This window comes from Cellulosimicrobium sp. SJTW-1, from assembly GCF_047716875.1.
GTDB classification, from domain to species: Bacteria; Actinomycetota; Actinomycetes; order Actinomycetales; family Cellulomonadaceae; genus Cellulosimicrobium; species Cellulosimicrobium funkei.
The window spans coordinates 4,170,452-4,197,408 of the sequence record NZ_CP136680.1; the positions used below are offsets into that span (position 1 = coordinate 4,170,452).

Annotated in this window: 22 protein-coding genes; 18 read left to right on the plus strand and 4 right to left on the minus strand. The window is 71.1% G+C overall.

Annotation, left to right across the window (positions count from 1 at the left end; genetic code table 11):
- Nucleotides 1–177: 177 nt before the first annotated feature.
- The 16 genes from RSE42_RS18785 (at nucleotide 178) to RSE42_RS18860 (ending at nucleotide 16,890) form a co-directional block, all read left to right on the plus strand.
- Nucleotides 178–480: an urease subunit gamma gene (locus RSE42_RS18785; protein ID WP_043654671.1), complete on the plus strand. Its 303-nt coding sequence runs from the start codon at nucleotides 178–180 to the stop codon at nucleotides 478–480.
- 43 nt (nucleotides 481–523) lie between these two features.
- Entirely contained in the window at nucleotides 524–898 is a 375-nt protein-coding gene (gene ureB / locus RSE42_RS18790; RefSeq protein ID WP_415297526.1) for an urease subunit beta, read from the plus strand.
- Between the two features lie 3 nt (nucleotides 899–901).
- Complete coding sequence (locus tag RSE42_RS18795; RefSeq protein ID WP_114554011.1) at nucleotides 902–2,620, plus strand: urease subunit alpha; 1,719 nt, start codon at nucleotides 902–904, stop codon at nucleotides 2,618–2,620.
- Nucleotide 2,621: 1 nt separating this feature from the next.
- Entirely contained in the window at nucleotides 2,622–3,419 is a 798-nt protein-coding gene (locus RSE42_RS18800) for an urease accessory protein UreF (RefSeq protein ID WP_415297527.1), read from the plus strand.
- Nucleotides 3,412–4,257, plus strand: a complete 846-nt coding sequence (gene ureG / locus RSE42_RS18805) for an urease accessory protein UreG (protein WP_415297528.1) — start codon at nucleotides 3,412–3,414, stop codon at nucleotides 4,255–4,257. The genes RSE42_RS18800 and ureG overlap by 8 nt, the downstream gene beginning before the upstream one ends.
- Before the next feature lie 20 nt (nucleotides 4,258–4,277).
- Nucleotides 4,278–5,108 carry an urease accessory protein UreD gene (locus RSE42_RS18810; RefSeq protein ID WP_415297529.1) on the plus strand — a complete coding sequence of 277 codons (831 nt, stop codon included), beginning with the start codon at nucleotides 4,278–4,280 and terminating at the stop codon, nucleotides 5,106–5,108.
- Between the two features lies 1 nt (nucleotide 5,109).
- A complete protein-coding gene (locus RSE42_RS18815) occupies nucleotides 5,110–6,093 on the plus strand; it encodes an energy-coupling factor ABC transporter permease (RefSeq protein WP_415297530.1) in 984 nt (327 codons plus the stop codon).
- 198 nt (nucleotides 6,094–6,291) lie between these two features.
- Nucleotides 6,292–7,557 (plus strand): urea ABC transporter substrate-binding protein, encoded by a 1,266-nt coding sequence (urtA, locus tag RSE42_RS18820; RefSeq protein ID WP_021479860.1) that lies wholly within the window; start codon nucleotides 6,292–6,294, stop codon nucleotides 7,555–7,557.
- 246 nt (nucleotides 7,558–7,803) lie between these two features.
- On the plus strand, nucleotides 7,804–8,688 hold the full coding sequence (urtB, locus tag RSE42_RS18825) for an urea ABC transporter permease subunit UrtB (RefSeq protein ID WP_021479861.1): 885 nt from the start codon (nucleotides 7,804–7,806) through the stop codon (nucleotides 8,686–8,688).
- Entirely contained in the window at nucleotides 8,685–9,908 is a 1,224-nt protein-coding gene (urtC, locus tag RSE42_RS18830) for an urea ABC transporter permease subunit UrtC (RefSeq protein ID WP_415297531.1), read from the plus strand. The genes urtB and urtC overlap by 4 nt, the downstream gene beginning before the upstream one ends.
- Nucleotides 9,905–10,855 carry an urea ABC transporter ATP-binding protein UrtD gene (gene urtD / locus RSE42_RS18835; RefSeq protein WP_415297532.1) on the plus strand — a complete coding sequence of 317 codons (951 nt, stop codon included), beginning with the start codon at nucleotides 9,905–9,907 and terminating at the stop codon, nucleotides 10,853–10,855. Before urtC ends, urtD begins: the two co-directional genes overlap by 4 nt.
- On the plus strand, nucleotides 10,855–11,547 hold the full coding sequence (urtE, locus tag RSE42_RS18840) for an urea ABC transporter ATP-binding subunit UrtE (RefSeq protein WP_061268117.1): 693 nt from the start codon (nucleotides 10,855–10,857) through the stop codon (nucleotides 11,545–11,547). The genes urtD and urtE overlap by 1 nt, the downstream gene beginning before the upstream one ends.
- 109 nt (nucleotides 11,548–11,656) lie before the next feature.
- The gene (locus RSE42_RS18845; protein WP_415297533.1) at nucleotides 11,657–12,400 is read left to right on the plus strand and encodes a GntR family transcriptional regulator; all 744 of its coding nucleotides are present in this window, start codon (nucleotides 11,657–11,659) and stop codon (nucleotides 12,398–12,400) included.
- Nucleotides 12,401–12,569: 169 nt separating this feature from the next.
- Nucleotides 12,570–13,385 carry a CPBP family intramembrane glutamic endopeptidase gene (locus tag RSE42_RS18850; protein ID WP_415297534.1) on the plus strand — a complete coding sequence of 272 codons (816 nt, stop codon included), beginning with the start codon at nucleotides 12,570–12,572 and terminating at the stop codon, nucleotides 13,383–13,385.
- Between the two features lie 498 nt (nucleotides 13,386–13,883).
- Nucleotides 13,884–15,046 (plus strand): IS3 family transposase gene (locus RSE42_RS18855; RefSeq protein ID WP_255218762.1). Its coding sequence is split into 2 segments (ribosomal slippage): nucleotides 13,884–14,151 and nucleotides 14,151–15,046, totalling 1,164 coding nucleotides; the frame shifts between segments, so codons are not numbered across the junction.
- Nucleotides 15,047–15,867: 821 nt separating this feature from the next.
- Nucleotides 15,868–16,890: a hypothetical protein gene (locus RSE42_RS18860; RefSeq protein ID WP_415297535.1), complete on the plus strand. Its 1,023-nt coding sequence runs from the start codon at nucleotides 15,868–15,870 to the stop codon at nucleotides 16,888–16,890.
- A gap of 106 nt (nucleotides 16,891–16,996) precedes the next feature.
- Here the strand turns inward: RSE42_RS18860 and RSE42_RS18865 are convergent, their stop codons facing one another.
- The 4 genes from RSE42_RS18865 to RSE42_RS18880 form a co-directional block, all read right to left on the minus strand.
- Entirely contained in the window at nucleotides 16,997–18,733 is a 1,737-nt protein-coding gene (locus RSE42_RS18865; protein WP_415297536.1) for a glycoside hydrolase family 13 protein, read from the minus strand.
- A gap of 109 nt (nucleotides 18,734–18,842) precedes the next feature.
- Nucleotides 18,843–19,766, minus strand: a complete 924-nt coding sequence (locus tag RSE42_RS18870; protein WP_415297537.1) for a carbohydrate ABC transporter permease — start codon at nucleotides 19,764–19,766, stop codon at nucleotides 18,843–18,845.
- Nucleotides 19,753–20,703: a carbohydrate ABC transporter permease gene (locus tag RSE42_RS18875; RefSeq protein WP_144683782.1), complete on the minus strand. Its 951-nt coding sequence runs from the start codon at nucleotides 20,701–20,703 to the stop codon at nucleotides 19,753–19,755. The genes RSE42_RS18870 and RSE42_RS18875 overlap by 14 nt, the downstream gene beginning before the upstream one ends.
- A gap of 67 nt (nucleotides 20,704–20,770) precedes the next feature.
- Nucleotides 20,771–22,057 carry an ABC transporter substrate-binding protein gene (locus RSE42_RS18880; protein WP_415297538.1) on the minus strand — a complete coding sequence of 429 codons (1,287 nt, stop codon included), beginning with the start codon at nucleotides 22,055–22,057 and terminating at the stop codon, nucleotides 20,771–20,773.
- A gap of 237 nt (nucleotides 22,058–22,294) precedes the next feature.
- Here RSE42_RS18880 and RSE42_RS18885 point away from each other — a divergent pair, with 237 nt between their 5' ends.
- Both RSE42_RS18885 and RSE42_RS18890 read left to right on the plus strand, forming a co-directional pair.
- Nucleotides 22,295–23,446, plus strand: coding sequence for an ROK family protein (locus RSE42_RS18885; protein WP_194226286.1), 1,152 nt, complete (start codon nucleotides 22,295–22,297; stop codon nucleotides 23,444–23,446).
- Nucleotides 23,447–23,731: 285 nt separating this feature from the next.
- Entirely contained in the window at nucleotides 23,732–26,935 is a 3,204-nt protein-coding gene (locus RSE42_RS18890; RefSeq protein ID WP_415297539.1) for a glucodextranase DOMON-like domain-containing protein, read from the plus strand.
- Nucleotides 26,936–26,957 lie beyond the last annotated feature (22 nt).

Below are 26,957 nucleotides of genomic sequence, written 5' to 3' on the forward strand. Positions count from 1 at the left end.
CCGAACTTTCCGAATGGGGGCGGAGAGAGTAGCCCTCGGTCGAGCAGGGGTCAACGGCTCGCCCGGAGCCGGCGCACGACCGCGGAGGCGTGGCGGACGACGGGCCGCGCAGCGGGTACACGAACGTATAACGCGGGGTATACACGCCCGAAACGCGGGCGCGACAGGATCGCCGCCATGCACCTGACGCCCGCCGACACCGAGAAGCTGCTGCTCGCCGTCGCCGGCATGGTCGCCCGCGACCGGCGCGAGCGCGGCGTCCTGCTCAACTACCCGGAGACGGTCGCCCTCCTGACGACGTGGGTGATCGAGCGGGCCCGCGAGGGGGCCGCCGTGGAAGAGCTCATGGTCTCCGGGCGCGCCGTGCTGGGTCGCGACGAGGTGATGGAGGGCGTCGCGGAGATGCTGCCCGACGTCCAGGTCGAGGCGACGTTCCCCGACGGGCGCAAGCTCGTCACCATCCACCAGCCCATCGCCTGAGCCGCTCCCGGCGACGCGACGCACGACGAGAGGACGGCGAGGCATGGCAGGCATCAGCACCTCGGGACCGGGCGCGATCCGGCTCTGGGAGGGCGCGGAGGACGTGCCGCTCGTCCTCAACGCCGACCGCTCGGACGACGAGCGCGTGACCCTCGTCGTGACGAACACGGGCGACCGGCCCGTGCAGATCGGCTCGCACCTCCACCTGCCCGACGCCAACGCGGCGCTCGACCTCGACCGCGCGGCGGCGCACGGCTTCCGGCTGGACGTGCCGTCCGGCACGTCGCGGCGGTTCGAGCCCGGCGCGTCCGCCGAGGTCCACGCCGTCGCGCTGCGCGGCCGACGACGCGTCCCCGGTCTCCAGCGCGGCAAGCCCGACGGCGGCGCCCTGGACCCCACCGCACCCGAGGAGGACTGACGCATGGTCGCGATCTCCCGCGAGCGCTACGTCGCGCTCTACGGCCCGACGACGGGCGACCAGGTGCGCCTCGGCGACACGGACCTGTGGATCGAGGTCGAGGAGGACCGCACCTTCGGGGGCGAGGAGGTCGTGTTCGGCGGCGGGAAGTCGATCCGCGAGTCGATGGCCCAGGGCACGACGACCCGCGCCGAGGGCGCGCTCGACACGGTGATCACCAACGCCGTCGTGCTGGACTGGTGGGGCGTCGTGAAGACGGACGTGGGGATCCGCGACGGGCGGATCGTCGCGCTCGGCCGCGCGGGCAACCCCGACGTCGCGGACGGCGTGCACCCCGACCTCCACATCGGCCCGAGCACGGACGTCGTGAGCGGCGAGGGCCGGATCCTCACCGCGGGCGGCATCGACTCGCACGTGCACCTCATCTCGCCGTCGCAGGTCGTCGAGGCGCTCGCCACGGGCATCACGACGGTCGCGGGCGGCGGCACCGGCCCGAGCGAGGGAACGAAGGCCACGACGGTCACGCCCGGCGCCTGGCACCTGGAGGCGATCCACCGCTCGCTCGACCGGCTCCCCGTGAACGTGCTGCTGCTCGGCAAGGGGAACACCGTGAGCGCCGAGGGCCTGCGCGAGCAGGCGATGGCCGGCGCGGGCGGCTACAAGGTGCACGAGGACTGGGGGTCGACACCCGCGGCGATCGACGCCGCGCTCCGGGCGGCCGACGACTGGGGCCTGCAGGTCGCGCTCCACTCCGACTCGCTCAACGAGGCGGGGTTCGTCGAGTCGACGCTCCGGGCGATCGGCGGCCGCTCGATCCATGCCTTCCACGCGGAGGGCGCGGGCGGCGGGCACGCGCCCGACATCCTCACCGTCGCGAGCCACCCGAACGTCATCCCTGGCTCGACGAACCCGACCCTCCCCCACACGGTGAACACCGTCGCCGAGCACCTGGACATGCTCATGGTGTGCCACCACCTCAACCCGCAGGTGGCGGAGGACCTCGCGTTCGCCGAGTCGCGCATCCGCGGGACCACGATCGCCGCCGAGGACGTGCTGCACGACCTCGGCGCCATCTCCATCACGTCGTCCGACGCCCAGGCCATGGGGCGCATCGGCGAGGTCGTGACGCGGACGTGGCAGGTGGCGCACGTCATGAAGGCGCGGCGCGGCCCGATCCCCGGCGGCGCCCCCGGGCCCGTCCTGCCGGCCGACAACCTGCGTGCCCGGCGCTACGTCGCGAAGTACACGATCAACCCGGCCGTCGCGCACGGGATCGACGCGCACGTCGGGTCCGTCGAGCCCGGCAAGCTCGCCGACCTGGTGCTGTGGGAGCCGAAGCTGTTCGGCGTGCGGCCGAGCGTCGTCATGAAGGGCGGGGCGCTCGTGTGGGGCGCGCTCGGCGACCCCAACGCGTCCATCCCGTCGCCGCAGCCCGTGCTCATGCGGCCCGCGCTCGCCGACGCGATCGGGGCCGACGTGTCCGTGTCCTTCGTGTCGCCCGCCGCGCTCGACGACGGCCTCGCGGAACGGCTCGGCCTCGCCCGGACGCTCCTGCCCGTGGCCGGGACGCGCGACGTCGGGAAGGCCCAGATGCGGAACAACGACTACCTGCCCCGGATCGACATCGACCCCGAGTCGTTCGCGATCGAGGTCGACGGCGAGCTCGTCGTGCCCGCCCCCGCCGACCGGCTGCCCCTCGCGCAGCTCTACTCGCTGTTCTGACATGGACGGCCTCCCCCGCCACGACGCCGACGGGCGCGCCGAGCTCATGCTCGCGCTCCTCGCCGACGCGCGGCTGCCGACCGGCGGCCACACGCAGTCCGCGGGCCTCGAGCCCGCGCTGCGCGCCGGGATGCCCGCCGCGCGCGTCCCCGACTACGTGCGCGCCCGCCTGGCCACCGTCACGCGCACCGAGGCCGCGACCGCGGTCGTCGCGCGGCACGCGGCGCTCACGCCCGACGACGACCTCCCGCCCGTCGCGGTCGCCCTCGCCGACACCTGGGTCGCGTGGGCGGCGCGGACGCCGTCGCCCGCGCTCCGCGAGACGTCGCAGCGGCTCGGCCGGGGCTACCTCCGGCTCCTGCGCCGCCTGTGGGCGGGGCACCCCGCGGTCGCCGCGCTCGACGCGGCGGCGGCGCTCGTCGCCGCCGCGCGCCCCGCGGACGAGGGACGCGGCGGTCCGGGCGACCGACCGCCGTCGGGCCGCCGGGCGCCGCAGCCCCCGCGCCCCCTGGTGCTCGGGGTGACGGCCGCCTGCGCGGGGCTGTCCGCGCTGCAGGTCGCGCGCCTCGTCGGGTACGAGGACGTGCAGACCGTCGCCGCGGCCACGCTGAAGCTCGAGCCCGTCGACCCGGTCGTCGCGACGGGCTGGGTCGTCGCGTCGCAGGCCGCGATCGACGCGCTCGCCCACGACGTCGCCCCCCTGACCGACCCCCGCGCGATCCCCGCGCACGGCGCACCGCTCGTCGAGCAGTGGGCCGAGACCCACGCCCGCACCACCGAGAGGCTGTTCAGTGCCTGAGAACCTGCCCGACGCTCCGACCGCCACGACCCCCACGACCCGCTCGCTGCGCCTCGGCGTCGCCGGCCCCGTCGGCACCGGCAAGAGCTCGCTCATCGCGCTCCTGTGCCGCGAGCTGTCCGAGGTGCTGCGCCTCGGGGTCGTCACCAACGACATCTACACGGACGAGGACGCGCGGTTCCTGCGCTCCGCGGGCGTGCTCGACCCCGAGCGCATCCGCGCGGTCGAGACCGGCGCGTGCCCGCACACCGCGATCCGCGACGACGTCACCGCCAACCTCCTCGCCGTCGAGGACCTCGAGGAGGACTTCGCGCCGCTCGACGTCGTGCTCGTCGAGTCCGGCGGCGACAACCTCACCGCCACCTTCTCGCCCGCGCTCGTCGACGCGCAGATCTTCGTGCTCGACGTCGCCGGGGGCGGCGACGTCGCGCGCAAGGGCGGACCGGGGATCGCCCGGGCGGACCTGCTCGTCGTCAACAAGACCGACCTCGCGCCGTACGTGGGGGTGGACGTCCCGCGCATGGTCCTCGACGCGACGGCCGCGCGCGACGGCGCCCCCGTGCTCGCGCTCTCGCGCCTCAACCGCGAGTCGATCGACACGCTCACGACGTGGGTGCAGACGCTGCTCGCGGCGCACCGGGCCGGTGCGCACGTGCCGCAGGACCCGGGCCCGATGGCGCCCCACTTCCACGCCGACGAGGACGGCGGCGGGTTCCTCCACACCCACGGTGAGGGCGACGCCCCGCACGACCACTCGCCCGCCCACGACGACCGCTCCCCCGCCCACGTGCACGACGCCGCAGCCGCGGAGCCGGTGACCGCGCCCGGGCGCGGCTGACCCCGGGCGACGGGCCGCACGTGGACGACGTGACGCGCGTCGGGGCGTACCGCGAGGGCGGCCGCGTGCGCTGCGACCTGCGCCCCGGCGCGCTGAGCCCGCGCGTGCTGTCCGCGAGCCCCACGACGGTGCGCGTCGCGCTCGTCGCGACGCGCGCGCTGCTCCTGGGCGGCGACCGCGTCCGGGTCGAGGTGCAAGTCGGGCACGGCGTCGAGGTCGAGCTCGTCGAGGTGTCGGGCACCGTCGCGTACGCCGGGCGCGGCCGGTCCGCGTCCTGGGACATCGCCGTCCGGGTCGACGACGACGGTCTCCTCGTCTGGGACGCGCTGCCGTTCGTCGTCGCGGACGGGGCCGACGTCGACCGGCGCACCGACGTGCGCCTCGGCAGGAGCGCCGTCGCGCTGCTCCGCGAGACGCTCGTGCTCGGCCGGACCGGCGAGCGGGGCGGGCGCCTGCGCTCGCGCACCCGGGCCACCGACGAGACCGGGGCCCCGCGGGAGTCACCAGATGCAGGGAGCACGCCCCGGCAGGCGCGCGAGCTCTTCGTCGAGGACCTCGACCTCGACGACGACCGGGCGCTGCCCGGGATCCTCGGCGACGCCCGCGTCGTCGACTCGGTGCTGTGCCTAGGCGCCCGGCCGCCCGCGGCGCACGCCGCCGCCCCGTCCGGCCCCCTGCGGCTCGACCTCGACGGTCCGGGCGCCGTCGTCCGCCACCTGGGGGCGAGCACCCACGACGCCGGCACCGACGGCGTCGTCACCGCCTGGGCGGCGGCCGTGCGCGCCACGCGCGGCCTCCCCGACCTCGGCCTCCCCGACCACCGCACCGCACTGCTGACGACAGGAGCCTGACATGCACGTCCCCGACCACTTCCTCGACGACCCCACGTCGGCGACCACCGCCGTCGTGTCCCTCGCCGCCGTCGGGTACGCCGCGTACCGGGCACGCGAGGACCTCACCCCCCGGCGCGTCGCGCTCACGGCCGCGACGACCGGGTTCGTCTTCGCCGTGCAGATGCTCAACTACCCCGTCGCCGCCGGCACGAGCGGGCACCTCATGGGCGGGGCGCTCGCGGCGGCGCTCGTCGGGCCGTGGCTCGGCGTGCTGTCCGTGACCGCCGTGCTGCTCGTGCAGGCGCTCGTGTTCGCCGACGGCGGGCTCACCGCCCTGGGCACGAACGTGCTCCTCATGGCCGTCGTCGGGACGCTCGTCGGCTGGGCGGTGACGCGCGGGGTGCTCCGCGCGACGCGCGGCCGGGGCGCCGCGGCCGCCGCCGGCGCCGGCGCGCTCGTGAGCGTCCCGGTGTCCGCCGCGGTGTTCGCAGGCCTCTTCGCCGTCGGCGGGACCGTGCCGGTCCCGGTCGGCGAGCTCGTCGGCCAGATGCTCGGCGTGCACCTCCTCGTCGGGCTCGGCGAGGCGCTCATCACCGCCGGTGTCGTCGGCCTCGTGCTCGCCGTCGCGCCGGGCGTCGCGGCCGTCGAGGACCGCCGGGCCCCCGCGCTCGCGCCGTCCGCCCCCCTCGCCGCGGTGCGGCGCGCCGTCCTCGCCCTCGGCACCGGGGCGCTGCTCGCCGCCGTCGTCGTGTCGTCGTTCGCCGCGGCGACGCCCGACGGGCTCGAGGCGACCGCCGAGTCGGTCGGGTTCGCCGACGCCGCACGCGACCACGCGTTCGCGGGCGCACCCCTCGCGGACTACGGCGAGGTCGGCGGGATCTTCGTCGGCGTCACAGGGCTCGTCGGCGTCGCGCTCGTCGTCGCGCTGACCGCCGGCGTGCTGGGCGCGGGCCTGCGCGCCGCCGGGCGTCGCACCGCCCGGGCCGGCGTGACCGGATCGTGACTGCCTGACACGCCCCGTTAACAACCCGGGCAGAACGCCCGAAACACGCCGTCACTAGCGTCGACGACCGTGGGCACCGCGCAGGGCGCACGGCCGTATACGCGCCCGTACCCGGAGCCCGCGAGGAGCGGCCGCCCGTCCGGCAGCCGTCGGCACCCGCCGAGAACCCCGCTGTGAGAACCCGCTGAAAGGACCCTCGTGACACCTTCACGCGCCACGACCCGTCTCGCCCCGGCCGCCGCCCTCGTCGCGCTCGCGCTCACGCTCACCGCGTGCGGCGCGAGGACGGAGGCCGGCGAGGGCGGGGGCTCCACGACCAGCGCCGCCGAGAGCTGCGTCGACACCTCCGGCGACACCGTCAAGATCGGCTTCCTCAACTCGCTCTCGGGCACGATGGCCATCTCCGAGCAGACCGTCGCGGACTCGCTCGCCCTCGCGGCGGAGGAGATCAACGCCGACGGCGGCGTGCTCGGCAAGCAGCTCGAGATCGTCCAGGAGGACGGCCAGTCCGAGCCCACCGTCTTCGCGGAGAAGGCGGAGAAGCTCATCACGAGCGACTGCGTCGCCGCGGTGTTCGGCGGCTGGACCTCCGCGTCGCGCAAGGCGATGCTCCCCGTCTTCGAGGCGCAGGACTCCCTGCTGTTCTACCCCGTCCAGTACGAGGGCCTCGAGTCGTCGCCGAACATCTTCTACACCGGCGCGACGACGAACCAGCAGATCGTCCCCGCGCTCGACTACCTCAAGGAGCAGGGCGTCACGTCGATCTTCCTCGTCGGCTCCGACTACGTCTTCCCCCGCACCGCGAACAAGATCATCAACGCCTACGCGGAGGCCCACGGCATCGAGGTCCTCGGCGAGGAGTACGCGCCCCTCGGCCACACCGACTTCTCCACGATCGTCAACAAGGTGAGGTCCGCCGGGGCCGACGCCGTGTTCAACACGCTCAACGGCGACTCCAACGTCGCGTTCTTCAAGGAGTACAAGAACGCCGGGCTCGGCCCGGACACGATGCCCGTCGTGTCGGTGTCGATCGCCGAGGAGGAGGTCGGCGGCGTCGGCATCGAGAACGTCGAGGGCCAGCTCACGGCCTGGAACTACTACCAGACCATCGACAGCCCGGAGAACACCACGTTCGTCGAGGCGTTCCAGGCGAAGTACGGCGCCGACCGCGTGACGTCGGACCCGATGGAGGCCGCGTACACGTCGCTCTACCTGTGGAAGGGCATGGTCGAGAAGGCCGAGTCGTTCGACGTCGCCGACGTCCAGGAGGCCGCCGACGGCGTGACCTTCGACGCGCCGGAGGGGTCCGTCACCGTGGACGGCGACAACCACCACGTCGCGAAGACCGCCCTGATCGGCAAGATCGGCCCCGACGGCCTCATCTACACCGAGTGGAGCTCGGGCGAGCCGATCGAGCCCGACCCGTACCTCGAGGGATACGACTGGGCCGAGGGCCTCTCCTGACGACTCCGCCGCTCCCGACCCGCTGAGTCCGGCGGGGACCGGGGGTGCGCGTGCCGGGTCTACCATCCGCCCGCTCGTTCCTCGCGGGCTCCCGTGTTCTCGGTCGGGATCCTCCTCCGTTCGCAAGCTCACTACGGAGTCTCCCTCGGCCAGACCCGCCACGACCCGGCACGCGCACCCCCGCCCCCCACCTCGGCGGTCACGTCACCCGTCCTCCTCCGCACCCACCGGAAGGCACGAACGCCCATGGACGTGCTGTTCTCGCAGCTCTTCGCGGGCCTGAGCCTCGGCTCGGTCCTGCTCCTCGCCGCCCTCGGGCTGGCGCTCACGTTCGGTCAGATGGGCGTCATCAACATGGCGCACGGCGAGTTCATGATGGCGGGCGCCTACACGGCGTTCGTCGTGCAGGGGGTCGTCGGGAACGCCGGGCTCTCGCTCCTCGTGTCGCTGCCGCTCGGGTTCCTCGTCGGCGGGCTGCTGGGCCTGCTGCTCGAGGCGACGCTCATCCACCGCATGTACAAGCGGCCGCTCGACACCCTGCTCGTGACCTGGGGCGTCGCGCTCGTGCTCCAGCAGGTCGCGCGCGACGTGTTCGGCGCCCCCAACGTCGACGTGCGTGCCCCCGCCTGGCTGAGCGGCGCGGTCGACCTGTTCGGCCTCGCCGTCCCGAAGACGCGCGTGTTCATCCTGGCGCTCGCCGTCGTCGCGGTCGTCGCGCTGGCCGTCGTTCTCAAGGTGACGCCGCTCGGGCGGCGGATCCGCGCCGTCGTGCAGAACCGGGACCTCGCCGAGGCGAGCGGGGTCTCCACCCGCGCGACCGACCGCCTCACGTTCTTCGTCGGCTCGGGTCTCGCGGGGATCGCGGGCGTCGCGCTCACCCTGCTCGGGTCCATCGGGCCCACGCTCGGGACGAGCTACGTCGTCGACGCGTTCCTCGTCGTCGTGGCGGGCGGCATCGGGCAGATCAAGGGCACGGTCGTCGCGGCGTTCGCGCTCGGGCTGCTCCAGGCCACCTTCGAGTACTCGACGACCGCGAGCATCGCCAAGGTGCTCGTGTTCGTCGTCATCGTCGTCTTCCTCCAGGTGCGACCCCAGGGCCTCGTGTCGGTCCGGACGAGGAGCCTCGCATGACCGCCGTCACGACCGGGAGCCCGTCGCGGCTCGCCGCCCTGTACCGCTCGTCGCGCGCCCGCGTCGTCGTCGGGTTCGCCGTCGCCGCGGTCCTGCTGTTCGCCGTCGCGCCCGCGACGCTCTCCACGTTCCGGCTCGGCCTGCTGGGGAAGTTCCTGTGCCTCGCCATGGTCGCCGTCGGCATCGGGCTCGCGTGGGGCCGCGGCGGGATGCTCACGCTCGGCCAGGGCGTGTTCTTCGGCCTCGGCGCGTACCTCATGGCGATGCACCTCAAGCTCGCGGACGCCGGGCCGGACGGCGTCCCGGACTTCATGATGCTCTACGGCTCGGGCGAGGTCCCGGGCTGGTGGGAGCCGTTCCGGTCGCCCGTCGTGACGATCCTCGCCATCGTGGTCGTACCCGCGGGCCTCGCCGCGCTGCTCGGGTTCGCCGTCTTCACGCGGCGCGTGCGGGGCGCGTACTTCGCGATCCTCTCGCAGGCGCTCGCGGCCGCGTTCGCGATCCTCCTCGTCGGCCAGCAGGCGACGACGGGCGGCACCAACGGCCTCAACGGGTTCCGCTCGTTCTTCGGGTACGACCTCGCCGACCCCGTGAACAAGCGGATGCTCTTCTTCCTCGCCGCCGGGGCCCTCCTCGCCATGGTCGCGGTCGCGCGCCAGCTCATGGTGTCGCGGTTCGGCGAGCTGCTCGTCGCCGTGCGCGACCAGGAGAACCGCGTGCGGTTCCTCGGCTACGACCCCGCGAAGGTCAAGGTCGTCGCGTACGCCGTCGCCGCCTTCATGGCCGCCGTGGGCGGTGCGCTGTTCGTGCCGATCGTCGGGATCGTCTCGCCCGCCGACGTGGGGGTCGTGCCGTCGATCGGCTTCCTCATCGGGGTCGCGATCGGCGGCCGGGCCACCCTGCTCGGGCCGGTGCTCGGGTCCGTCGCCGTGAGCTGGGCGCAGACGAGCCTGTCCGAGACGTTCCCGTCCGGCTGGATCTACGCGCAGGGCGCGCTGTTCATCCTCGTCGTCGCGTTCCTGCCCGGCGGCCTCGCCGAGCTGTTCACGCGACGGCGCCGGTCGCGCAGCACCTCCGTGCCCGACGACGGCCCCACCCCGGCGGGCGACGCCGCCTCGGAGGGCGGTCGCCCGGGCGGCGGCACCACCGCGGGCGGGTCGGCCACCTCGGGGACGACCGCCGTCGACCACGACCCCGCGACCACCGGGAGGACCGCATGACCACCCGACCCACCGAGCCCGCCGCGGACGCGGCGGCCGACCTGGAGGCGCTCGGCGCCGCCGTCCTCGAGACCGGCGTCGCGGGCGACGGCCTCGACCTGGAGGCCGCGCAGGCCGTCCTCGGCGTCGACGACTCGCGCTTCCGCCACGACTACCTCCAGGTCCGGGGGCTGCGCGTCGAGTTCGACGGGTTCGTCGCCGTCCAGGGCGTCGACCTCACCGTCACCGCGGGCGACCTGCGCTTCCTCATCGGGCCCAACGGCGCGGGCAAGACGACGATCGTCGACGCGATCACCGGTCTCGCCACGGCGTCCGGCTCGGTGCAGTTCGGGGGCGTCGAGCTCCTCGGGAAGAAGACGCACCGCATCGCGCGGGCGGGCGTCGGGCGCACGTTCCAGACCGCGAGCGTCTTCGAGGAGCTGAGCGTGCTGCAGAACCTCGACATCGCGGCCGGCGCCGGCCGGGGCCCGCTCACGCTGCTGCGCCGCCGGTCCTCGACCCCCGCGGCCGTCGAGCAGGCGCTGGAGACCGTCGGGCTCGCCCACCTGCGCGACGTCCAGGCGGGGATCCTCGCGCACGGGCAGAAGCAGTGGCTCGAGATCGGCATGCTGCTCGTCCAGGACGCGCGGCTGCTGCTCCTCGACGAGCCCGTCGCCGGCATGAGCCAGGCCGAGCGCGAGCAGACCGGAGAGCTGCTGCGACGCATCGGCGCCCAGCGGACCGTCGTGGTCGTCGAGCACGACATGGAGTTCCTGCGGGCGTTCGCGTCCTCGGTGACCGTGCTGCACCTCGGGCAGGTGCTCGCCGAGGGCACCTACGCCGAGGTCCAGGCCGACCCGCGCGTGCAGGAGGTCTACCTCGGCAGCGCGGGCGCGACCCGCGGTGCCCGACGACGGGGTGCGGCGCCGACGTCGTCGGCCCCGACGACCGACGAGAAGGAGGCGTGATGCTCGAGCTCACGGGCCTGCACGCCGGCTACGGCCGGACCATGGTGCTCCACGGCGTCGACGTCACCGTGCCCGCCGGGGGCGTCGCCGCCGTGCTCGGGCACAACGGCGCCGGCAAGACGACGCTCCTGCGCACCGCGCTCGGGCTGCTCAAGGCCCGGTCGGGGAGCGTCGTGCTCGACGGCGAGGACCTCACCCGCCTCCCGACCCACCAGCGCGTGCGGCGCGGTCTCGCGTACGTGCCGCAGGGGCAGCAGTCGTTCGGCGACCTCACGGCGCGGGAGAACCTCCAGCTCGTCGCCGACACGTCGCGCGAGGGGCCGCGCCGCCTCGACGAGGCGCTCGACCTGTTCCCCGCCCTGCGCGGGCTGCTCGGCCGTCGGGCCGGGCTCCTGTCCGGCGGGCAGCGCCAGCAGCTCGCCATCGCGCGCGCCCTCCTCACCGGCCCGCGCGTGCTCGTGCTCGACGAGCCCACCGAGGGCATCCAGCCGTCCGTCGTCACGGAGATCGAGGACGCGATCCTCACGCTCACCGACGCCGGCGGGCTGTCCGTGCTGCTCGTCGAGCAGCACGTCGGGTTCGCGCTCGGCGCGGCACGCGACTACGTCGTCCTGCAGTCCGGGCGCGTGACGAGCCGCGGCGCGGGCGGCGAGGCCGCCGAGCACAGCGTGCGCGCGGCGATGGCGGTGTAGGCACCGTGCTCGCGGGGCGGTGGGTGGCCACCGGCGATGGCGGTGTAGGCACCGTGCTCGCGGGGCGGTGGGTGGCCACCGGCGACCGACGGGACGGCGCGTGCGGACGGTGAGAGCACGGACCGGGACCCGGGCCGACGACCCGGGCGCCCGCACGGACGTCGTCACCGCGTCGGAACGGGCCACCACCTCGCTGCGCGACGCCGTGTACGCACGCCTGCGGGGCGAGATCCTCGACGGGCGCGTCGACCCCCGCGAACGGCTCACCGAGCCCAAGCTCGGCCGACGGTTCGGCGTCTCACGCACCCCCGTGCGCGAGGCGCTGTCCCGCCTGCTGTCCGACGGCCTCGTCGAGCGCACCGACTTCGGGTACGCCGTCGTCGTGCCGAGCCTGGCCGAGCTGCGCGACCTCGACGAGCTGCGCGCGACCCTCGAGCTCCGAGGGATCGACCGCGTCATCGAGAACCCGGGGCTGCGCCACGACACGGACGTGCTGCGCGCCGAGCTCGCGCGGTGGGTCGAGCTCCGCGCCGCCCCTCCCCGACCGGACCCCGGCTTCGTGCTGCTCGACGAGCGCTTCCACACGGCGCTGTCCCGCGCGGCCGGGAACGAGCGGATCACCGAGGCGCTCGTGGAGGTCAACGAGAAGGTGCGCGCCGTGCGGCGGTACGACTTCGTCGAGGACGAGCGCGTGCGCAGCACCGTCGACGAGCACGTCCGGATCCTCGAGCTCGTGCTCGCGGACCGGCTCCCCGAGGCTCGCACCGCCCTGCACCACCACGTCGGCGCGTCGCTCGCGGTCGTCACGGAGCGCGCCGCCCAGGCGCTCGCGCGCATGGCGGTCGCGGGCTGACGGCGGACGACGACCCGCCGTCCCGACCGCACCTCGTCCGCGCAGCGACCGGACGGCCGCGCCCACCCGACGACGACGTGCGGCTGTCGTCCTGGCCTCTCGCACCGACGTCGTCCCGCGCGCCTGGACGAGCGGCGTCCGCCTGCGGTGCCGGCCCTATCGTTGCGGGGTGACGGACGCACGGATCGCTCGCCAGTTCGTGACGCTCACGTTCCTGATCGCCTACGGGCTCTCCGGCGGTCTGATCGTGGCGGGCCGCTCCGGCTACGAGGTGCACAACGTCGTCACCACGGTTCCCGAGCTCCTGGCGAACGTGCCGTTCGCGCTCTACATCCTCTCGCCCGCGATCGCCTCCTACGTCGTCCTGCGAGCGAACCGGAGGGTCTCAGGCCTCCGGGAGTGGCTGCGGCTCGTCTTCGCCGTACGCGGCCGTCCCGCGGGGTTTCTGCTCGCCCTCTCCGCGCTCGCACTGTACTTCGCGCTCCACCTGCTGGTCTCCGGCCCCTCCGCGCACGCGCTCCCGTGGTTCATGTTCTTCCTGTCCCTGCCGGGCAACCTCGTCATCGGCGGCATGGAGGAGGCCGGCTGGATGACCGCGCTGCAACCCGGGCTCGATCAGCGATGGGGGTTCGTCTCGTCCTCGCTGGTGGTCGGGATCATCTGGCTCCTCTGGCACGTGCCGCTCTTCTTCATCCCCGGCACCAACCACGAGTCCGGTCAGATCGACTTCTGGATGTTCGCGGTCCAGGTCATGGCGTTCCGCTTCCTCTACGGCGCGATCTTCCGGGTGGCGGGCACGAACGGGGTGCTCCTGTGCATCCTCACCCACACGGTGTTCAACGCCGCCAGCTTCACCCTCGGCATCCCGCCGACGACCTGGGCGGGCACCCTCGCCGCCAACGCAGGGGTGGTGATCCTTGCCCTCGTGTCGGTGACGCTCTCCCAGCGGGCTCAGACGACTCGTCGATGGCGCGTCGAGCCCTGAGCGGCACTGTGGAGAGGCAGCCCAGCGACAGCACGCCACGGCCGCGGATCGCCGATCTCTCTCGAACCACCGGTTTGAGCCCGCAGGTTGCGTCGAGAGGCGCCCTCGTTGTCGGTAGCTCCCGGCTGTGTTCTACCGAACGAGGCGGAGCGGTGATGCGACGAACTCCATGGCATCTCGACACCCGCGAGCATCGGAGCGGCGTCAGGGTGTACTCCACGCAGGATCGATCAAAGTGGCCTACATCTCGGCAACAACTGTCGACGTGCAGCTCAGATTTCGCGGACACGCCGCTGTACTCTGCGTGATCTCGGGCGTGTCGCGGGGGTCGCGAAAAGTAGGTTGCAGCGATCACAGGCGGGCCAAACGCCAGTTCGCGCCCGCGTGCTGGAGTGGAGAAACAGCCTTCGCTCCCAACAGGATGAACTCCGGGGGGACTGCTGCAGGATCGGTTGACACTCCATCTGCGGGACGAGGTCCTGCTGGAAGGATGTCGCTGTGCCCAAGAAGTTCCCACCTGAGTTCAAGCGTGACGTCGTGCGGGTCGCTCGACGCGGCGACCTGACGCACGCCGAGGTCGCGTCCGACTTCGACATCTCTGTGGAGTCGGTAAGGCGCTGGGTGCGCCAGGCCGACATCGACGACGGTGTCACCGATGGTCAGACGACCAGTGAGCAGAACGAGCTGGTCCAGCTGCGCCGGGAGAAGCGTCGATTGGAGATGGAGAACGAGATCCTGCGCCGCGCGGCCGCATACTTCGCCGCTGGATCGCTCCCAAAATGAGCTACCCGCTGGTCCGTGACCTGGCCGCCGAGGGCATCCCCGTGCGGCTGACCTGCGGGGTGCTCGGCCACTCCAGGCAGGCCTACTACGCCTGGGCGGCCAACCCGGTCAGCGACCGCGACCTGGAAGACGCTCACCTGACCAACGCGTTGATCGACGCCCACGGCGACGACCCGGAGTTCGGCTACCGGTTCCTCGCCGACGAGCTCGAGCGCGCCGGTCACGACGTCGGCGAGCGGCGGGTCTGGCGGTTGTGCTCGGCGCAGAAGCTGTGGTCGGTGACCGTGCGCAAGGGCAGGCGCGGGACCGGCAAGACTCCGGGCCCGGCGGTCCACGACGACCACGTCCAACGCAACTTCACCGCGGCCGAGCCGGACCAGGTCTGGGTCACCGACATCACCGAGCACCCCACCGGCGAGGGCAAGCTCTACTGCTGCGCGATCAAGGACCTGTTCTCCAACCGCATCGTCGGCTACGCGATCGACGAGCGCATGACCGCCCAGCTCGCCGTCACCGCGCTACGCACCGCCGTCGCCCGTCGCGCCCCGAGCGGCGTCGTGGTGGTCCACTCGGACCGCGGAGCGCAATTTCGAGCGCGCAGCTTCCGGGCCGTCCTTGCTGCCGCCGGCCTGCAGGGATCAATGGGACGGGTCGCCTCCGCCGGAGACAACGCCGCCATGGAGTCCTGGCACGCACTGCTGCAAAAGAACGTCCTGAACCGTCGCCGCTGGGCCACCCGCGACCAACTGCACGACGCGATCGTGTTCTGGATCGAACGCACCTACAACCGGCGCCGACGCCAGCGCGCCCTCGGCAAACTCACCCCCGTGGAGTACGAGCTCGCCTTCACCGCCCAGAACGCCGCGCTTGCGGCATGATCACCACCAAACCCGTGTCAACGGATCCTGCAGCAGTCCCGGGACCACGCACCCTAGACTGGCCATCGACGGCCCTTCGTCTTCTCCGGACACATCAGAGCCGTCAACGGGGTGTCGCTGTTAGCGCAGCGGCACCCCACTTGCGTTCTCACGCAGGCTCAACCGCCCACGGGCGGCATGTCCGAGCGTAGTCCCAAAGCGCTCCAAGCGATAGACATGATCCGTTGCACCGGTGGCGCGAGCACGAGGGTCTGGCTTCCTTGAAGTTGCTAGCAGGATGCTCCCAACTAGACTCATCCACGTCCGGAAGGGGATGGAATCGTTGATCATCGACACGATCCGACCGGCTACCAACCAGCACGGCGGCTTGACCAGCCGCCACGACGCGGCAGCCTCAACGAGCTGCACGAGGGCACCCGTGATGAACGACGCGCGGCTCTACGAGCCGCTCCGCTGCATGAACCCCAGTTGCACGAACCTCTGCCAACTACCGCTGGATGGGCGGCCAGCAGCCTTCTGCGGCGTCACCTGCCGCAGCACCTACTACCGGCGACGAATGGAACTGCTCGAAGCTCTCGACGAGATCGACCGCGCCCTCCCCACAACACCGAAGAAGCAGCGCCCAGCACTTCGACGCAGACGAAAGGCCCTGCGCTTCCATCTCCTGCGACACCCCAAGGTCGCGGTCGAGAGCGCTCCGGGAGCTCACCGCCGACCTATGACGCCAGCTCCAGAGAGCCCCAGACGGGGAGGCAGTGGCTCCTAGGCTGTGCAACGGCCAAGGGCCAAGCGCTGCGGTCAGCGACCGGGACAATGGTGCTGTGACCGGGTTCAGCTTTATCCACGCAGGGCACGTCGGCTCCCCAAAGATGCCGACGAAGGTATCGTCGCGTACGATCCGGAGCGCCGTTGAGGACGCGCTCATTGGCAGGTATACGCGGCGCGACCTCGAGACGGTTCTCGCCGAGGAGCTTCGGTTGCCGTGGACGAACACGGATCTTCGACCGGATGACGGCGACTTCAGCAAACGCGATGTCATCCAGGAGTACACCTCGGGCTGGGACCTCCCCCGTCTTGTTGCCCTCGCGCGCCGCATCGTCAACGAACTCGACATCACCGCCGGCGCCGTCGCCAACCTGACTGCGCTACTCGACGAGTACGACCGCGGTGGCGGTGTGGGTACACCGGCGAAGAATCTGATCTTCGCCGCGAACGGACCCAAGCCCGAGTTGGTACTGCGCGACGCCGTCAACAACGACATCGAGATCGTCCGCAACGCCGAGTACTGCCTCGTCTACGACCAGCCGATCCCTGCCGATGGCCTGACGTTCGGCAATCTGATCGAGTGGTGGCGAGCACGTCAGGGCTTCGCCGATACCGCGAGTGATCGAGATGTCGGCATGGATCTGCACAATCGCCTGCTGGCATCCCTGGGAGACAACCCGGTCGAGCTCCGCGTCTTCAACGCCTACGCGAAGCGCTACAAGGGACAGTTCGAGATTCCGGCTCTGATCCCGCAGGTCTACCTGCATTTCGACCCCGCGACCCAGCTTGCCCGGCGGGCTGCCGGGCAACCCGGCAGCCCGCTGGCGCGACAGCGGATGGACTTTCTCATCCTGTTCTCCAGCAGGCACCGCGTCGTTATCGAGGTCGATGGGAAGCAGCACTATGCGAAGGGCGAGATCGCGAGCCCCAGCCTGTACAGCGACCTGGTCGCGGAGGATCGTCGGCTCAGGCTAGCCGGGTACGAGGTCTACCGGTTCGGTGGGGCCGAGCTCAGCAGGGACGGCGCGAACGAGATGCTCGCCGAGTTCTTCGACCAGCTCGCCGAGCGCATGAGCTGACTAGCGTCGCGGTGGTTCGTCGCAACGCCGACACGCCCTCGAGCACCGGCCCGCTCACGACTCGGGCCTTCTGCACGCGGCGCGGTCGAGCCGTGAGCGGCCACAGTCATCGGGGCGATGTCGTGATGTAGACCCTGGCTTCCCAGGGCTGGAGCGTGAGTTGCTCGCTGGTGGGCGCCGTGTAGTTCTCGGTGTTGCTCAGGAGCAGGTGGTACGGCTCGACGTCGATCTCGATGGCGCTCGCCTCGCCGGCGAGGTTCGCCACGATGAGCAGTGTGGTGTCCTCATGGTGGCGTTGGTAGGCGTACACGGTCGGGTGGTACGCCAGGAGCATGGTGAAGTCGCCGTGCGCAACGACGGGCAGGGTGTGCCGCAGCTCGATGAGGCGACGGTAATGGTGGTAGATCGACGCCGGGTCGTCGTGCTGGGCGGCGGCGTTGAGCCACGTGTGGTTCGGGTTGACGTCGATCCACGGGGTTCCGATGGTGAAACCGGCTTGCGGGCTGTTGTCCCACTGCACGGGAGTGCGCGCGTTGTCGCGGCCGATGTGGCGGATGGCCGCCAGGACCTTCTCGGGGTCCTGGCCGGCGGCGACGGCTTCGCGGTAGTGGTTGAGCGACTCGACGTCACGCAGCGCGTCGACGCCGGCGAAAGGCACGTTGGTCATGCCGATCTCTTCACCCTGGTAGACGTAGGGGGTGCCGCGGTGCAGGTGCAGCACGGTAGCCAGCGCGGTGGCGGACTCACGCCAGTGCAGGCCGTCGTCGCCGAACCTGGAGACACTGCGCGGCTGATCGTGGTTGCCGAGGTAGAGGCTGTTCCAGCCGGTCGTGCCAAGCTCGCGCTGCCAACGTCCGAGGGACGCCTTGAGATCGGAGATCTGCAGCGGGCGGGGGTCGAACTTGCCGCCGGGCCCGTGGTCGAGGTTGACGTGCTCGAACTGGAAGACCATGTCGAGCTCGTGGCGCGCGGGGTCGGTGAACAGAACTGCGTCCTGCCAGGTGACGCCGGGCATCTCTCCGACGGTGAGGTGCTCGCCGTCGCGGCCGTCGAAGACCTCGCGGTGCATCTCCTGCATGAACTCGTGGATGCGTGGCCCGTTGGCGTAGTGGGGGAAGCCGTTGCCGAGGCCGTTGGCGCCGGGTGCGCCATCGGGCAGTGCGGTGTCCTTGGAGATGAGGTTGATGACGTCCATGCGGAACCCGTCGACGCCGCGGTCCAGCCACCAGCGCATCATCGTGTAGACGGCTTGGCGGACCTCGGGGTTCTCCCAGTTGAGGTCGGGCTGCTTGGGGTCGAACAGGTGCAGGTAGTACTCGCCGGTGTTCTCGTCGAGGGTCCAGGTCGGGCCGGAGAAGAAGGACTCCCAGTTCGTCGGTTCGGCGCCCGGGTCGCCGGGTGCGAAGCCGTCACGGGCGGGTCGCCACCAGTACCAGTCGCGCTTGGGGCTGTCGGTGCTGGATCGGGACTCGACGAACCAGGGGTGCTCGTCGCTGGTGTGGTTGACGACGAGGTCCATGACGAGCTTCATGCCGCGCTCGTGCACGTCGGCGAGGAGGGCGTCGAAGTCGGCGAGGGTGCCGAAGACGGGGTCGATGTCCTGGTAGTCGGCGATGTCGTAGCCGTTGTCGGCGTGCGGGGAGCGGTAGATCGGGGACAGCCAGATGACGTCGATGCCCAGGCGCTGCAGGTGGTCCAGGCGCGAGCGGATGCCCGGGAGGTCGCCGATGCCGTCGCCGTTGGAGTCGGCGAAGGACCGGGGGTAGATCTGGTAGACGACGGCGCTCTTCCACCACTGGGGGTCGGTCGTGGTCGTGGCGTGGTCGGGCTGGGTGAGCGTCATGGTGCTGTCCTTCGTGGTGGGTCGGCGCAGGCCCGGGCTCGACCGGGATCGCGCGAGGTCCTGGCCCGGTGCCGGGGGCGCGGTCACCGGGCCAGGAGGCGGTGGGGTGCTACTTCACGGCGCCGAGGTTGACGCCTCGCATGAGGGTGCGCTGGAAGATGAAGAAGAAGACCAGGGCGGGCAGGATGCCAGCGAGCGAGGCTGCAGCCAGGGCCGTGGGGTCGGAGGTGTACTGGCCCGAGAGCGCGCCGAGGGAGACCGAAACGGTCTGGTTCTTCGCCGACGGGAGCAGGATCAGGGGCAGGAAGAAGTCGTTCCACGTCCAGATGAAGAAGAACGTGACGAGCACCGACAGTGTGGGCCGGGTCAGGGGGAACACGATCCGGCCCAGGATCTGGCGCCGGCTCGCGCCGTCCAGGCGTGCGGCCTCGAGCACCTCCTGGGGGAACGCGCCCAGGACGGAGGAGAGCATGTAGGTCCCGAACGCGCTCTGCAGGACCGCGAGGATGATGATGACGCCGGCCAGGGTGTCGTAGAGCCCGAGGTCGCGGGTCAGGACGAACAGGGGGTAGACCAGCGCCTCCTGGGGGATGGTGAACGCGACCATGAAGACCGCGAGGATCCACACCCGTCCCTTGATCCGACCGATGCCGATCGCGAACGCGCTGAGCAGCGAGAGCACCGCGGCGATGAGCGCGACGGAGCCGGAGATGACGACGCTGTTGAGGAGCTTGCGGTTGAAGTCGACGCCGCGCCAGAAGTCGACGAGCGCGGAGAAGTCGAGCTCGCTGGGCAGCGAGATCGGACCATCTTGGATGTACTCGGCGGCGGGCTTGAACCCGTTGATGAGCGCGATCCAGAACGGGAAGATCATCAGCAGTGCCGCAACGAAGACCACGACGAGCACGATCCAGCCGCTGACGCGGCGCCGGGTGCGCGAGCCGCCTCGGGTGCGCAGGGGCGCGGCGGGTGCCGGGCTGACGTCGCCGGTGGTCGGGACGGTGGCGCCGCGGGCGAGGTTATCGACCGTCATCGTCGAACCCTTCTGTGGTCCGGGTCTGGTAGCGCAGGAGCGCGATCGCGATGACCGTCACGAGGAGGGCGAGGACGGTGGCGACCGCGGCGCCGTACCCGACGCGCGTGGTGGTGAAGAAGTTGGAGAACGAGAAGTACGCGGGCACGATCGTGCTCGTGCCGGGCCCGCCCTTGGTGAGTACGTAGATGGGGGCGAAGACCTTGAGCGCGGCGACGGACGTCGTGATGAGCACGACGGCGATCTCGGGCCGCAGCTGGACGAGGGTGATCATGCGGAACCGCTGCCACCATCCGGCGCCGTCAAGCTCTGCGGCCTCGTGCAGGGCCGGGTCGACGCGGGACAGGCCGGCCATGAACAGCACGACCGTGTAGCCGATCTGGAGCCAGATCAGCACGTTCATCACCGAATAGATGGCCAGGTCGGAGTCGCCGAGCCAGTTCTGGCGCAGCCCGTCGAGGCCGACGGCGCTGAGCAGGGTGTTGATGATCCCGTACTCGGGCTGGTACATCCACTTCCACAGCACGCCCGCAACCGCGATCGGCAGGATCTGGGGCAGGTAGAAGAGCGAGCGCAGCAGGCTCGAGGTGCGGGTCCCGAACCGCGGGGCGATGAAGTCGAACAGGACGGCGGCCACGACCACACCGATCGCCGTGGGAATCACGGCCATCGCGACGACGAAGAACGCGCTGTTGCGGAACGAGGTCCAGAACGTCGCGTCGCCCATGAGCTGGGTGTAGTTGTCGAGCCCGACGAACTGCGGGTCGCCCACCCCGCTCCAGGTGGTGAGGCTGTAGAAGATGTTCATCGCGAACGGGACGAGCACCACCGCGAGGAAGCCGAGCGCTCCCGGGACGATGTACCACCAGTACCCGGCGGGTCGTTCCGTGCCCAAGAAGCGACGTCGGCGCACGGGTGCGCCGGTCAGTGAGGTCATGGTCGAGTCCTTCGTACGCACGGTGGCGCGAGCCGTGCTCGCGCCACCGCACCATGGTGTGGGCCGGTCAGCCCTGCGGCTTGCCGGCGTCGTACGCAGCCTGGATGTTCGACGCCGCCTGAGCGGGGTCGACGTTGCCCTGAACAAGGTCCGAGGTCTGGGCGATGAGGACGTCGTTGAGACCCGCGACCGGCCAGTCGGGGTACCAGGCGAGCGTCCCGCCGTCACCGGACAGCAGCTCGCTGAAGCGCTCCGTGACGACCTTGCCGACGGGCTCGGTGACGCCGCCGTCCTCCGCGGCGACCGGGACGCCGCCCAGGTCGCCGAGCTGGTTCTGCACCTCGGGCCGCTGGGTGATCTCGATGAAGTCGTAGGCGAGCTCCTTGTTCTTCGCCTTGGCCGGCACCACCCAGATGTTGCCGCCCGAGCCCGGGTGCATGTCGTTGCCCGGGAAGAGGAACTGGTCCCACTCGAAGCTCGTGGCATCGGTGACGAAGCTGCCGGCCCACCAGGTGCCGGAGTAGAACAAGGGGTACTTGCCCGCGGCGAACGCGTTGCCGGAGTCCTGCGCCGGGATGCCCGTCGAGTCGGTGCTGATGTAGCCCTTGTCGACCCACTCGGAGAACGTCGTCGCGGCGTCCTCCCATGCGGCCCAGTCGGGCTCGCCGTCGAACTTCTGGTAGGCAGCCAGGGAGCTCTCGTCCATGTGCGCCAGCGCCAGGGCGTACAGCAGGTGGGGACCGGGATAGTCGGCCGAGCCGAGCGCCAAGGGGGTGACGCCCGCATCGACGAACGTCTGCATGACACCCTCGAGCTCGTCGAGCGTCGTGGGCACCTCGACACCCTGCGCCGCGAACATGTCCTGGTTGAACCACATGCCGACGTACTCGCCGTAGTTCGTGACGCCGTAGCGCTGCCCGGAACCCATGGTCCCGTTCTCGTACAGGCCGACGTCCTGGGCGGTGTTGTCCAGGTCCCAACCACGCTCCGAGGCGACGTCGGTGAGGTCGGTGAGTAGGCCCGCCTTGGAGACCACGCCGGCGGTCGCGTTGCCCTTGAGGTACTCCAGCACGTCCGGGGCGTCATTCGAGTCCAGGATGAGCTGACCGGACTGCTGCATCTGCTCGTACGTCTTGAGCTCGAACTGCACCTCGACGTCCGGGTGCTCCTCCTCGAAGATGTCGATCGCCGTGTTCCAGGCCGCCGACAGCGCCGAGTCGTCGTTCTCCCACCACCAGACCTTCAGGGTCTTGCCGTCCTCAGCCCCACCACCGCCGTCGCCGCTCGAGCAGGCCGCCAGGCCCAGCGCGAGAACGAGCGAACCGGCAGCCAGCACCGCCGTGTGCTTACGCATTCCACTTCCTCCTGAGTCGACGACGTCGTCGCCTTGCCTCTCGGGCCGGCCGCGTCCTCGACGACGCCCGGGCTCCCCTCGATCCGAGACGAAGGTTTTCTTCGTGCCAACATTAACTACGATATCGCTCGATCCCGTCAAGTCGCAGGAAGTCACGGTTCTGTCACGACAGAGGTCTTGCGTCGGAGTTTCGTAACGGTACTATCTCCGTGTTGACCGACTCACTGAGGAGCGCAGGTGCTCGACACCGCATCACCCTGGACGCCGCTGTCCTCGACCTCGCGCCGCGTGGCACTCGAGGTGCTGCTGCACGGCCCGCTCGCACGCACCGAGCTGGCCCGGCGACTGGACCTGTCCACCCCGAGCCTGACGCGGATCACCAAGCCGCTGCTGGACGCGGGGGTGCTGCACGAGGTGCACGAGCCGGCGCCGCGCGGCGGTGGCCGCCCTCTGCAGCCGCTGGACGTCGACCCGGACCTGCAGCAGTTCGTCGGGATCAAGCTCACGGGATTCCGGGCCTACGGCGTGCTGACCAACCTGCGCGCGGACATCCTGGCCACGAGCACCCGAGAGATCGCCGCCCAGGACCCGCAGTCCGTCGTCGAGGTCCTCGACGCGCTGGTCAGCGATCTGAGCGGAGGAAGCGCACCGGCTGCGGTCGGTGTCGGGCTGGGCGGAGCGGTCCGCGAGTTCACGCTCGTGCAGCGGGCCCCGTTCCTGCACTGGCACGGCGTCGACCTCGGGCGGCTGCTGGCCGAGCGCACACGACTGCCGGTGGCGATAGCCAACGACCTGGACGCGCTCATGGAGGCCGAGCACTGGTTCGGGGACGGGCGCGACGTGCACAGCTTCGCGGCCCTGACGATCGGCGCCGGGGTCGGAGGTGGCCTGGTCATCCACGACCGACTGGTCACCGGCCCCGATTCGGGGATCGGTCTGCTCGGCCACTTCCCGCTCGACCCCCTCGGTCCGTCGTGCCCCGAGGGCCACCGAGGCTGCGCGGACGCGATGCTGTCCACCGAAGCCATCCACACCCAGGCCGCCATGGTCCTGGGCCGCGCCGTGACCTACGACGAGGTGCTCGACCTCGCGGCCGCCGGCGACCCGTTGGCCGACCAGATCGTCGGGCGCTCCGCCCACGCCTTCGGCACGCTGATCGCGGCCGTGGCGAACATCGCCCAGCCCGAGCGCATCCTGCTCACCGGCGAGGGCATCCGCCTGGCGCACGTCGCCCAGCACCGGCTGCGCGCCGGCATCGCCCAGGCACGCCAGCCCGAGGCCTCACCCCTGGACCTGCGCATCCTCGACGACGACCCCACCCTGTGGGCCCGCGGCGCCGCGGCCGTCGCCATCCAGCGCACCGTCTTGTCCGACCTGCCCCGACACTGACCCGAACCCCGCAGCACCGCGCGCTCGCACCGAGCCGCGCGGCGATCAGCCACACCCCCATCACCGTCGATGAACTGCTCAAGGAGGAGCACATGCCGCACGAACGTCTCGGTCCCAGCACCTGACGGCACCCACCGACCACCGGTGGTGCGAGCACTGCCATGCCCGCACCACCAGCCCGCCCGCACCCGCGGGCGCACGAGTCCCTCACCGGGGCCCGACCGCTTGCAACCGACTGCACCCAGGAGAAGAACCCTCATGCATCCTGCCCGAACACCACGACCGATGTCGGTCGCGACCATGGGCGCCGCAGCCCTGGTCGCCGGCCTCCTGGTCGCCACCCCCTCCGCCGCGGCCCCACCCGCCCCCCCGGCGAGCCCACAGGACGGCGCGGTCACGCTGGACCGCACCGCGAACACCGACGACCTGCGCACCTGGTGGCACCAGGACGCCGCGGCCACCACGGACCCGATCGCCGACGACCAGGTCCGCCAGTCCCCGTTCTACGACGCCACCATCGCCACGACCACCAACCCGCAGGACCAGTTCGGGTCGTTCGTGTACCTCAGCGTGCCCCGCAGCGGCAACGACAAGATCGGCTACACCGAACAGGACGGCGCCGAGTTCTCATCCGCCGCCGATCTGACCATGAGCTGGTCGAGCTTCGAGTACTCCACCGACGTGTGGGTCGACGTCACCCTCAAGACCGGGCAGGAGATCACCTCCGCCGACCAGGTCACCATCCGCCCCACCGACCTGGGCCTTCAGACCCAGCTCGTCGACGCCGACACCGTCCGCGTCAAGGTGCCGTTCAGCGAGGACGGCTACCGGTTCTCCGTCGAGTTCGACCCGCAGCTGATCACCGCCTACAACGACATGAGCGGCACCAGCGGAGTGCTGACCACCAGCGCCGAGGGCAACCGCGCGGTCAGCACCGAGCCGCAGAACTCCATGCTCGTCTTCGCCAACCCCACGCCGTCGGCGGCCGAGGCCGAGCGAACCATCCCCACCGAGCAGTCCGGCACCATCTACCGTCCCCAGCCCGGCCTGGTGAACGACCTGGACGACATCACCGAGGAGATCGTCTACTTCGCCCCCGGCACCTACTCCATGGGATCGGACTACCACGCCGTCCTGCCCGAGAACGTGCGGTGGGTGTACCTCGCCCCCGGCGCCTACGTGAAGGGCGCCTTCCGCTTCCTGCACGAGACCCAGCCGCAGTTCAAGGTCACCGGGCTCGGCGTCCTCTCCGGTGAGCAGTACGTCTACGAGGCCGACACCTCCAACGGGTACCAGCACAACATCAACGACAACTGCCACGTCACCTGCGTGAAGATGCTCCAGTTCGAGTCCTCCACCGAACCCCAGACCCTCGACCTGCAGGGCGTCACCATCAACCAGCCGCCCTACCACTCGTTCGTCGTGTACGCCCACGAGGGCGACACCGAGGTCGGCGTCGAGAACTTCCAGATGAACGTCGACAACTACAAGCAGGTCGGGTCCTGGTACTGGCAGACCGACGGGATCGAGCTCTACGACGGCGGGCGAATGAAGAACACCTTCTTCCACGCCAACGACGACGTGCTGAAGATGTACCACTCCGACGTGGCGATCGAGAACACCGTGATCTGGAAGAACGAGAACGGGCCCGTCATCCAGTGGGGCTGGACACCGCGGGAGATCCAGGACGTCGCGGTGACGAACACCGACATCATCCACAACCGCATGTACTGGAAGGACACCAAGTACAACACCTGCATCTTCAACTCCTCCTCCCACTGGCAGGACATGGGCGCCACCGACCGCGCCGACACCGCCACGACCGTGAAGAACATGCGGTTCACCGACACCCGCGTCGAGGGCACCACCAACTGCGCCCTGCGCATCTACGCCCTGTCCAACACCGAGAACATCGAGATCGACGGGCTGCACATCGACGCGTGGAACGAGCTCGACGCAGCCGAGCAGGTCAACCTGCTCAAGCGCCACACCGACCCGGCCGGCACCACGGTGACGCTCGGCAACGAGGTCACCGACGGCAACGGCCTGCTGCTGCACAACTACACCGTCGGCGGTGTCCCGATCCTCAAGGCCGGTGACAACTGGGCCTCCGACGAGCTCGGCCGGCTCGACTTCGACGCCGACACCTGGGACAGCTGGAACGCCACCAGCGACGACCAGCCCACCGGCCCCGCACCGACACTGACCGTCGACGGACTCCAGGACGGCGCGACGACCTCCTCTCGCACGCTGCACGTCGCCGGCAGCACGGACGCCGCCGAGCTCACCGTCACCGTCAACGGCACCGACACCCCCGCGACCGTGACCGGGGGCCAGTTCGCCGCGGACATCGAGCTCGACCAGATCACCAACCGCGTGCGCATCGCCGCCATGGGTGACAACGGCGTGATGAACGTCCAGCGGTTCACGATCTACGCCTTCGGCACCAAGGTCGGCGCCATCCCCGACCCTGCCGGCGACGACCACGGCCCCGGCAGCTACCTCTACCCCTCCGACGGTGCGTTCAACCCAGGCAGCTTCGACCTGACCGGGCTCGACGTCTACGAAGACGGCGACACCGTCCGGTTCGTGGTCTCCACCGCCGGTGAGATCCGCAACCCCTGGGGCGGCAACCAGATGAGCACCCAGCGGGTGAACATCTACCTCAGCGACGGGTCCTCGGACACCACCACTGCGCTCCTGCCGGGGACGAACACCCTCGCCGCCGGCGCGTGGCAGTACGCCATCGTCGCGGACGGGCGCAACGACGGCGCACGCTTCGGCGGTGGGACCTACGCCGCCGACCTCACACGGGTCGCAGGCGCCGAGCTCAGCGTCATCCCCAGCGGCAAGATCATCAGCTCCGTCCCGGCCGACGCGCTCGACGGCGTCGACCTGCGCACCGCGGGCTACCAGGTCTCCATGTTTAGCGCCGCCGAGGACGGCGAGGGCGTCGGCAACGTGCGCCCCATCTACAGCGCCCAGTGCTGGCAGGGCACCGGCTGCCCCAGCTTCGTCGGGCCCTACCGCGGCGGCGGCGGCGCCGGTGACTGGACCGACACGAACCCGGCCCGCGACACCGACACCACCGACAGCAACGCGTTCGACGTCATCACAGCCTCGACCAGCCAGGCCACCGCCATGAACTGGACCCGCGGACCGGTCGTCCTGCCCTACGTCGAGCTCGACACCGACGAGGACGAGGACGTCGCCGTCACCACCAGCACCCGGTGCCTGGCCGGCAAGGCCTTCGTCGCCGTGCGCGCCGAGAACACGAGCGACAAGCCGCTGTCGATCACGCTGAGCACCGCCTACGGAACCAAGACGTTCCCCCACGTCAAGCCCGGCGCGAACGCGTACCAGTCGTTCGCCGCACGCACCACAGCGGTCGACGCCGGGATCGCCACCGTCACCACCACCACCACAGCCCGACCGCACCCGGCCGTCAGCACGACGTCGCACGCCGTCTACGACGGGCACGACTGCTGACCCGTCCGGGGACAACCAGCGC

Bases quoted from the DNA above. Each gene is read 5' to 3' on its own strand.
- RSE42_RS18795 (WP_114554011.1), top strand. From the start codon at position 902: ATGGTCGCGATCTCCCGCGAGCGCTACGTCGCGCTCTACGGCCCGACG.
- urtD (WP_415297532.1), top strand. From the start codon at position 9,905: ATGACCACCCGACCCACCGAGCCCGCCGCGGACGCGGCGGCCGACCTG.
- RSE42_RS18815 (WP_415297530.1), top strand. From the start codon at position 5,110: ATGCACGTCCCCGACCACTTCCTCGACGACCCCACGTCGGCGACCACC.
- urtE (WP_061268117.1), top strand. From the start codon at position 10,855: ATGCTCGAGCTCACGGGCCTGCACGCCGGCTACGGCCGGACCATGGTG.
- RSE42_RS18875 (WP_144683782.1), bottom strand. From the start codon at position 20,703: ATGACCTCACTGACCGGCGCACCCGTGCGCCGACGTCGCTTCTTGGGC.
- RSE42_RS18865 (WP_415297536.1), bottom strand. From the start codon at position 18,733: ATGACGCTCACCCAGCCCGACCACGCCACGACCACGACCGACCCCCAG.
- RSE42_RS18890 (WP_415297539.1), top strand. From the start codon at position 23,732: ATGTCGGTCGCGACCATGGGCGCCGCAGCCCTGGTCGCCGGCCTCCTG.
- urtC (WP_415297531.1), top strand. From the start codon at position 8,685: ATGACCGCCGTCACGACCGGGAGCCCGTCGCGGCTCGCCGCCCTGTAC.
- RSE42_RS18785 (WP_043654671.1), top strand. From the start codon at position 178: ATGCACCTGACGCCCGCCGACACCGAGAAGCTGCTGCTCGCCGTCGCC.
- RSE42_RS18880 (WP_415297538.1), bottom strand. From the start codon at position 22,057: ATGCGTAAGCACACGGCGGTGCTGGCTGCCGGTTCGCTCGTTCTCGCG.
- ureB (WP_415297526.1), top strand. From the start codon at position 524: ATGGCAGGCATCAGCACCTCGGGACCGGGCGCGATCCGGCTCTGGGAG.
- RSE42_RS18870 (WP_415297537.1), bottom strand. From the start codon at position 19,766: ATGACGGTCGATAACCTCGCCCGCGGCGCCACCGTCCCGACCACCGGC.
- urtB (WP_021479861.1), top strand. From the start codon at position 7,804: ATGGACGTGCTGTTCTCGCAGCTCTTCGCGGGCCTGAGCCTCGGCTCG.
- RSE42_RS18800 (WP_415297527.1), top strand. From the start codon at position 2,622: ATGGACGGCCTCCCCCGCCACGACGCCGACGGGCGCGCCGAGCTCATG.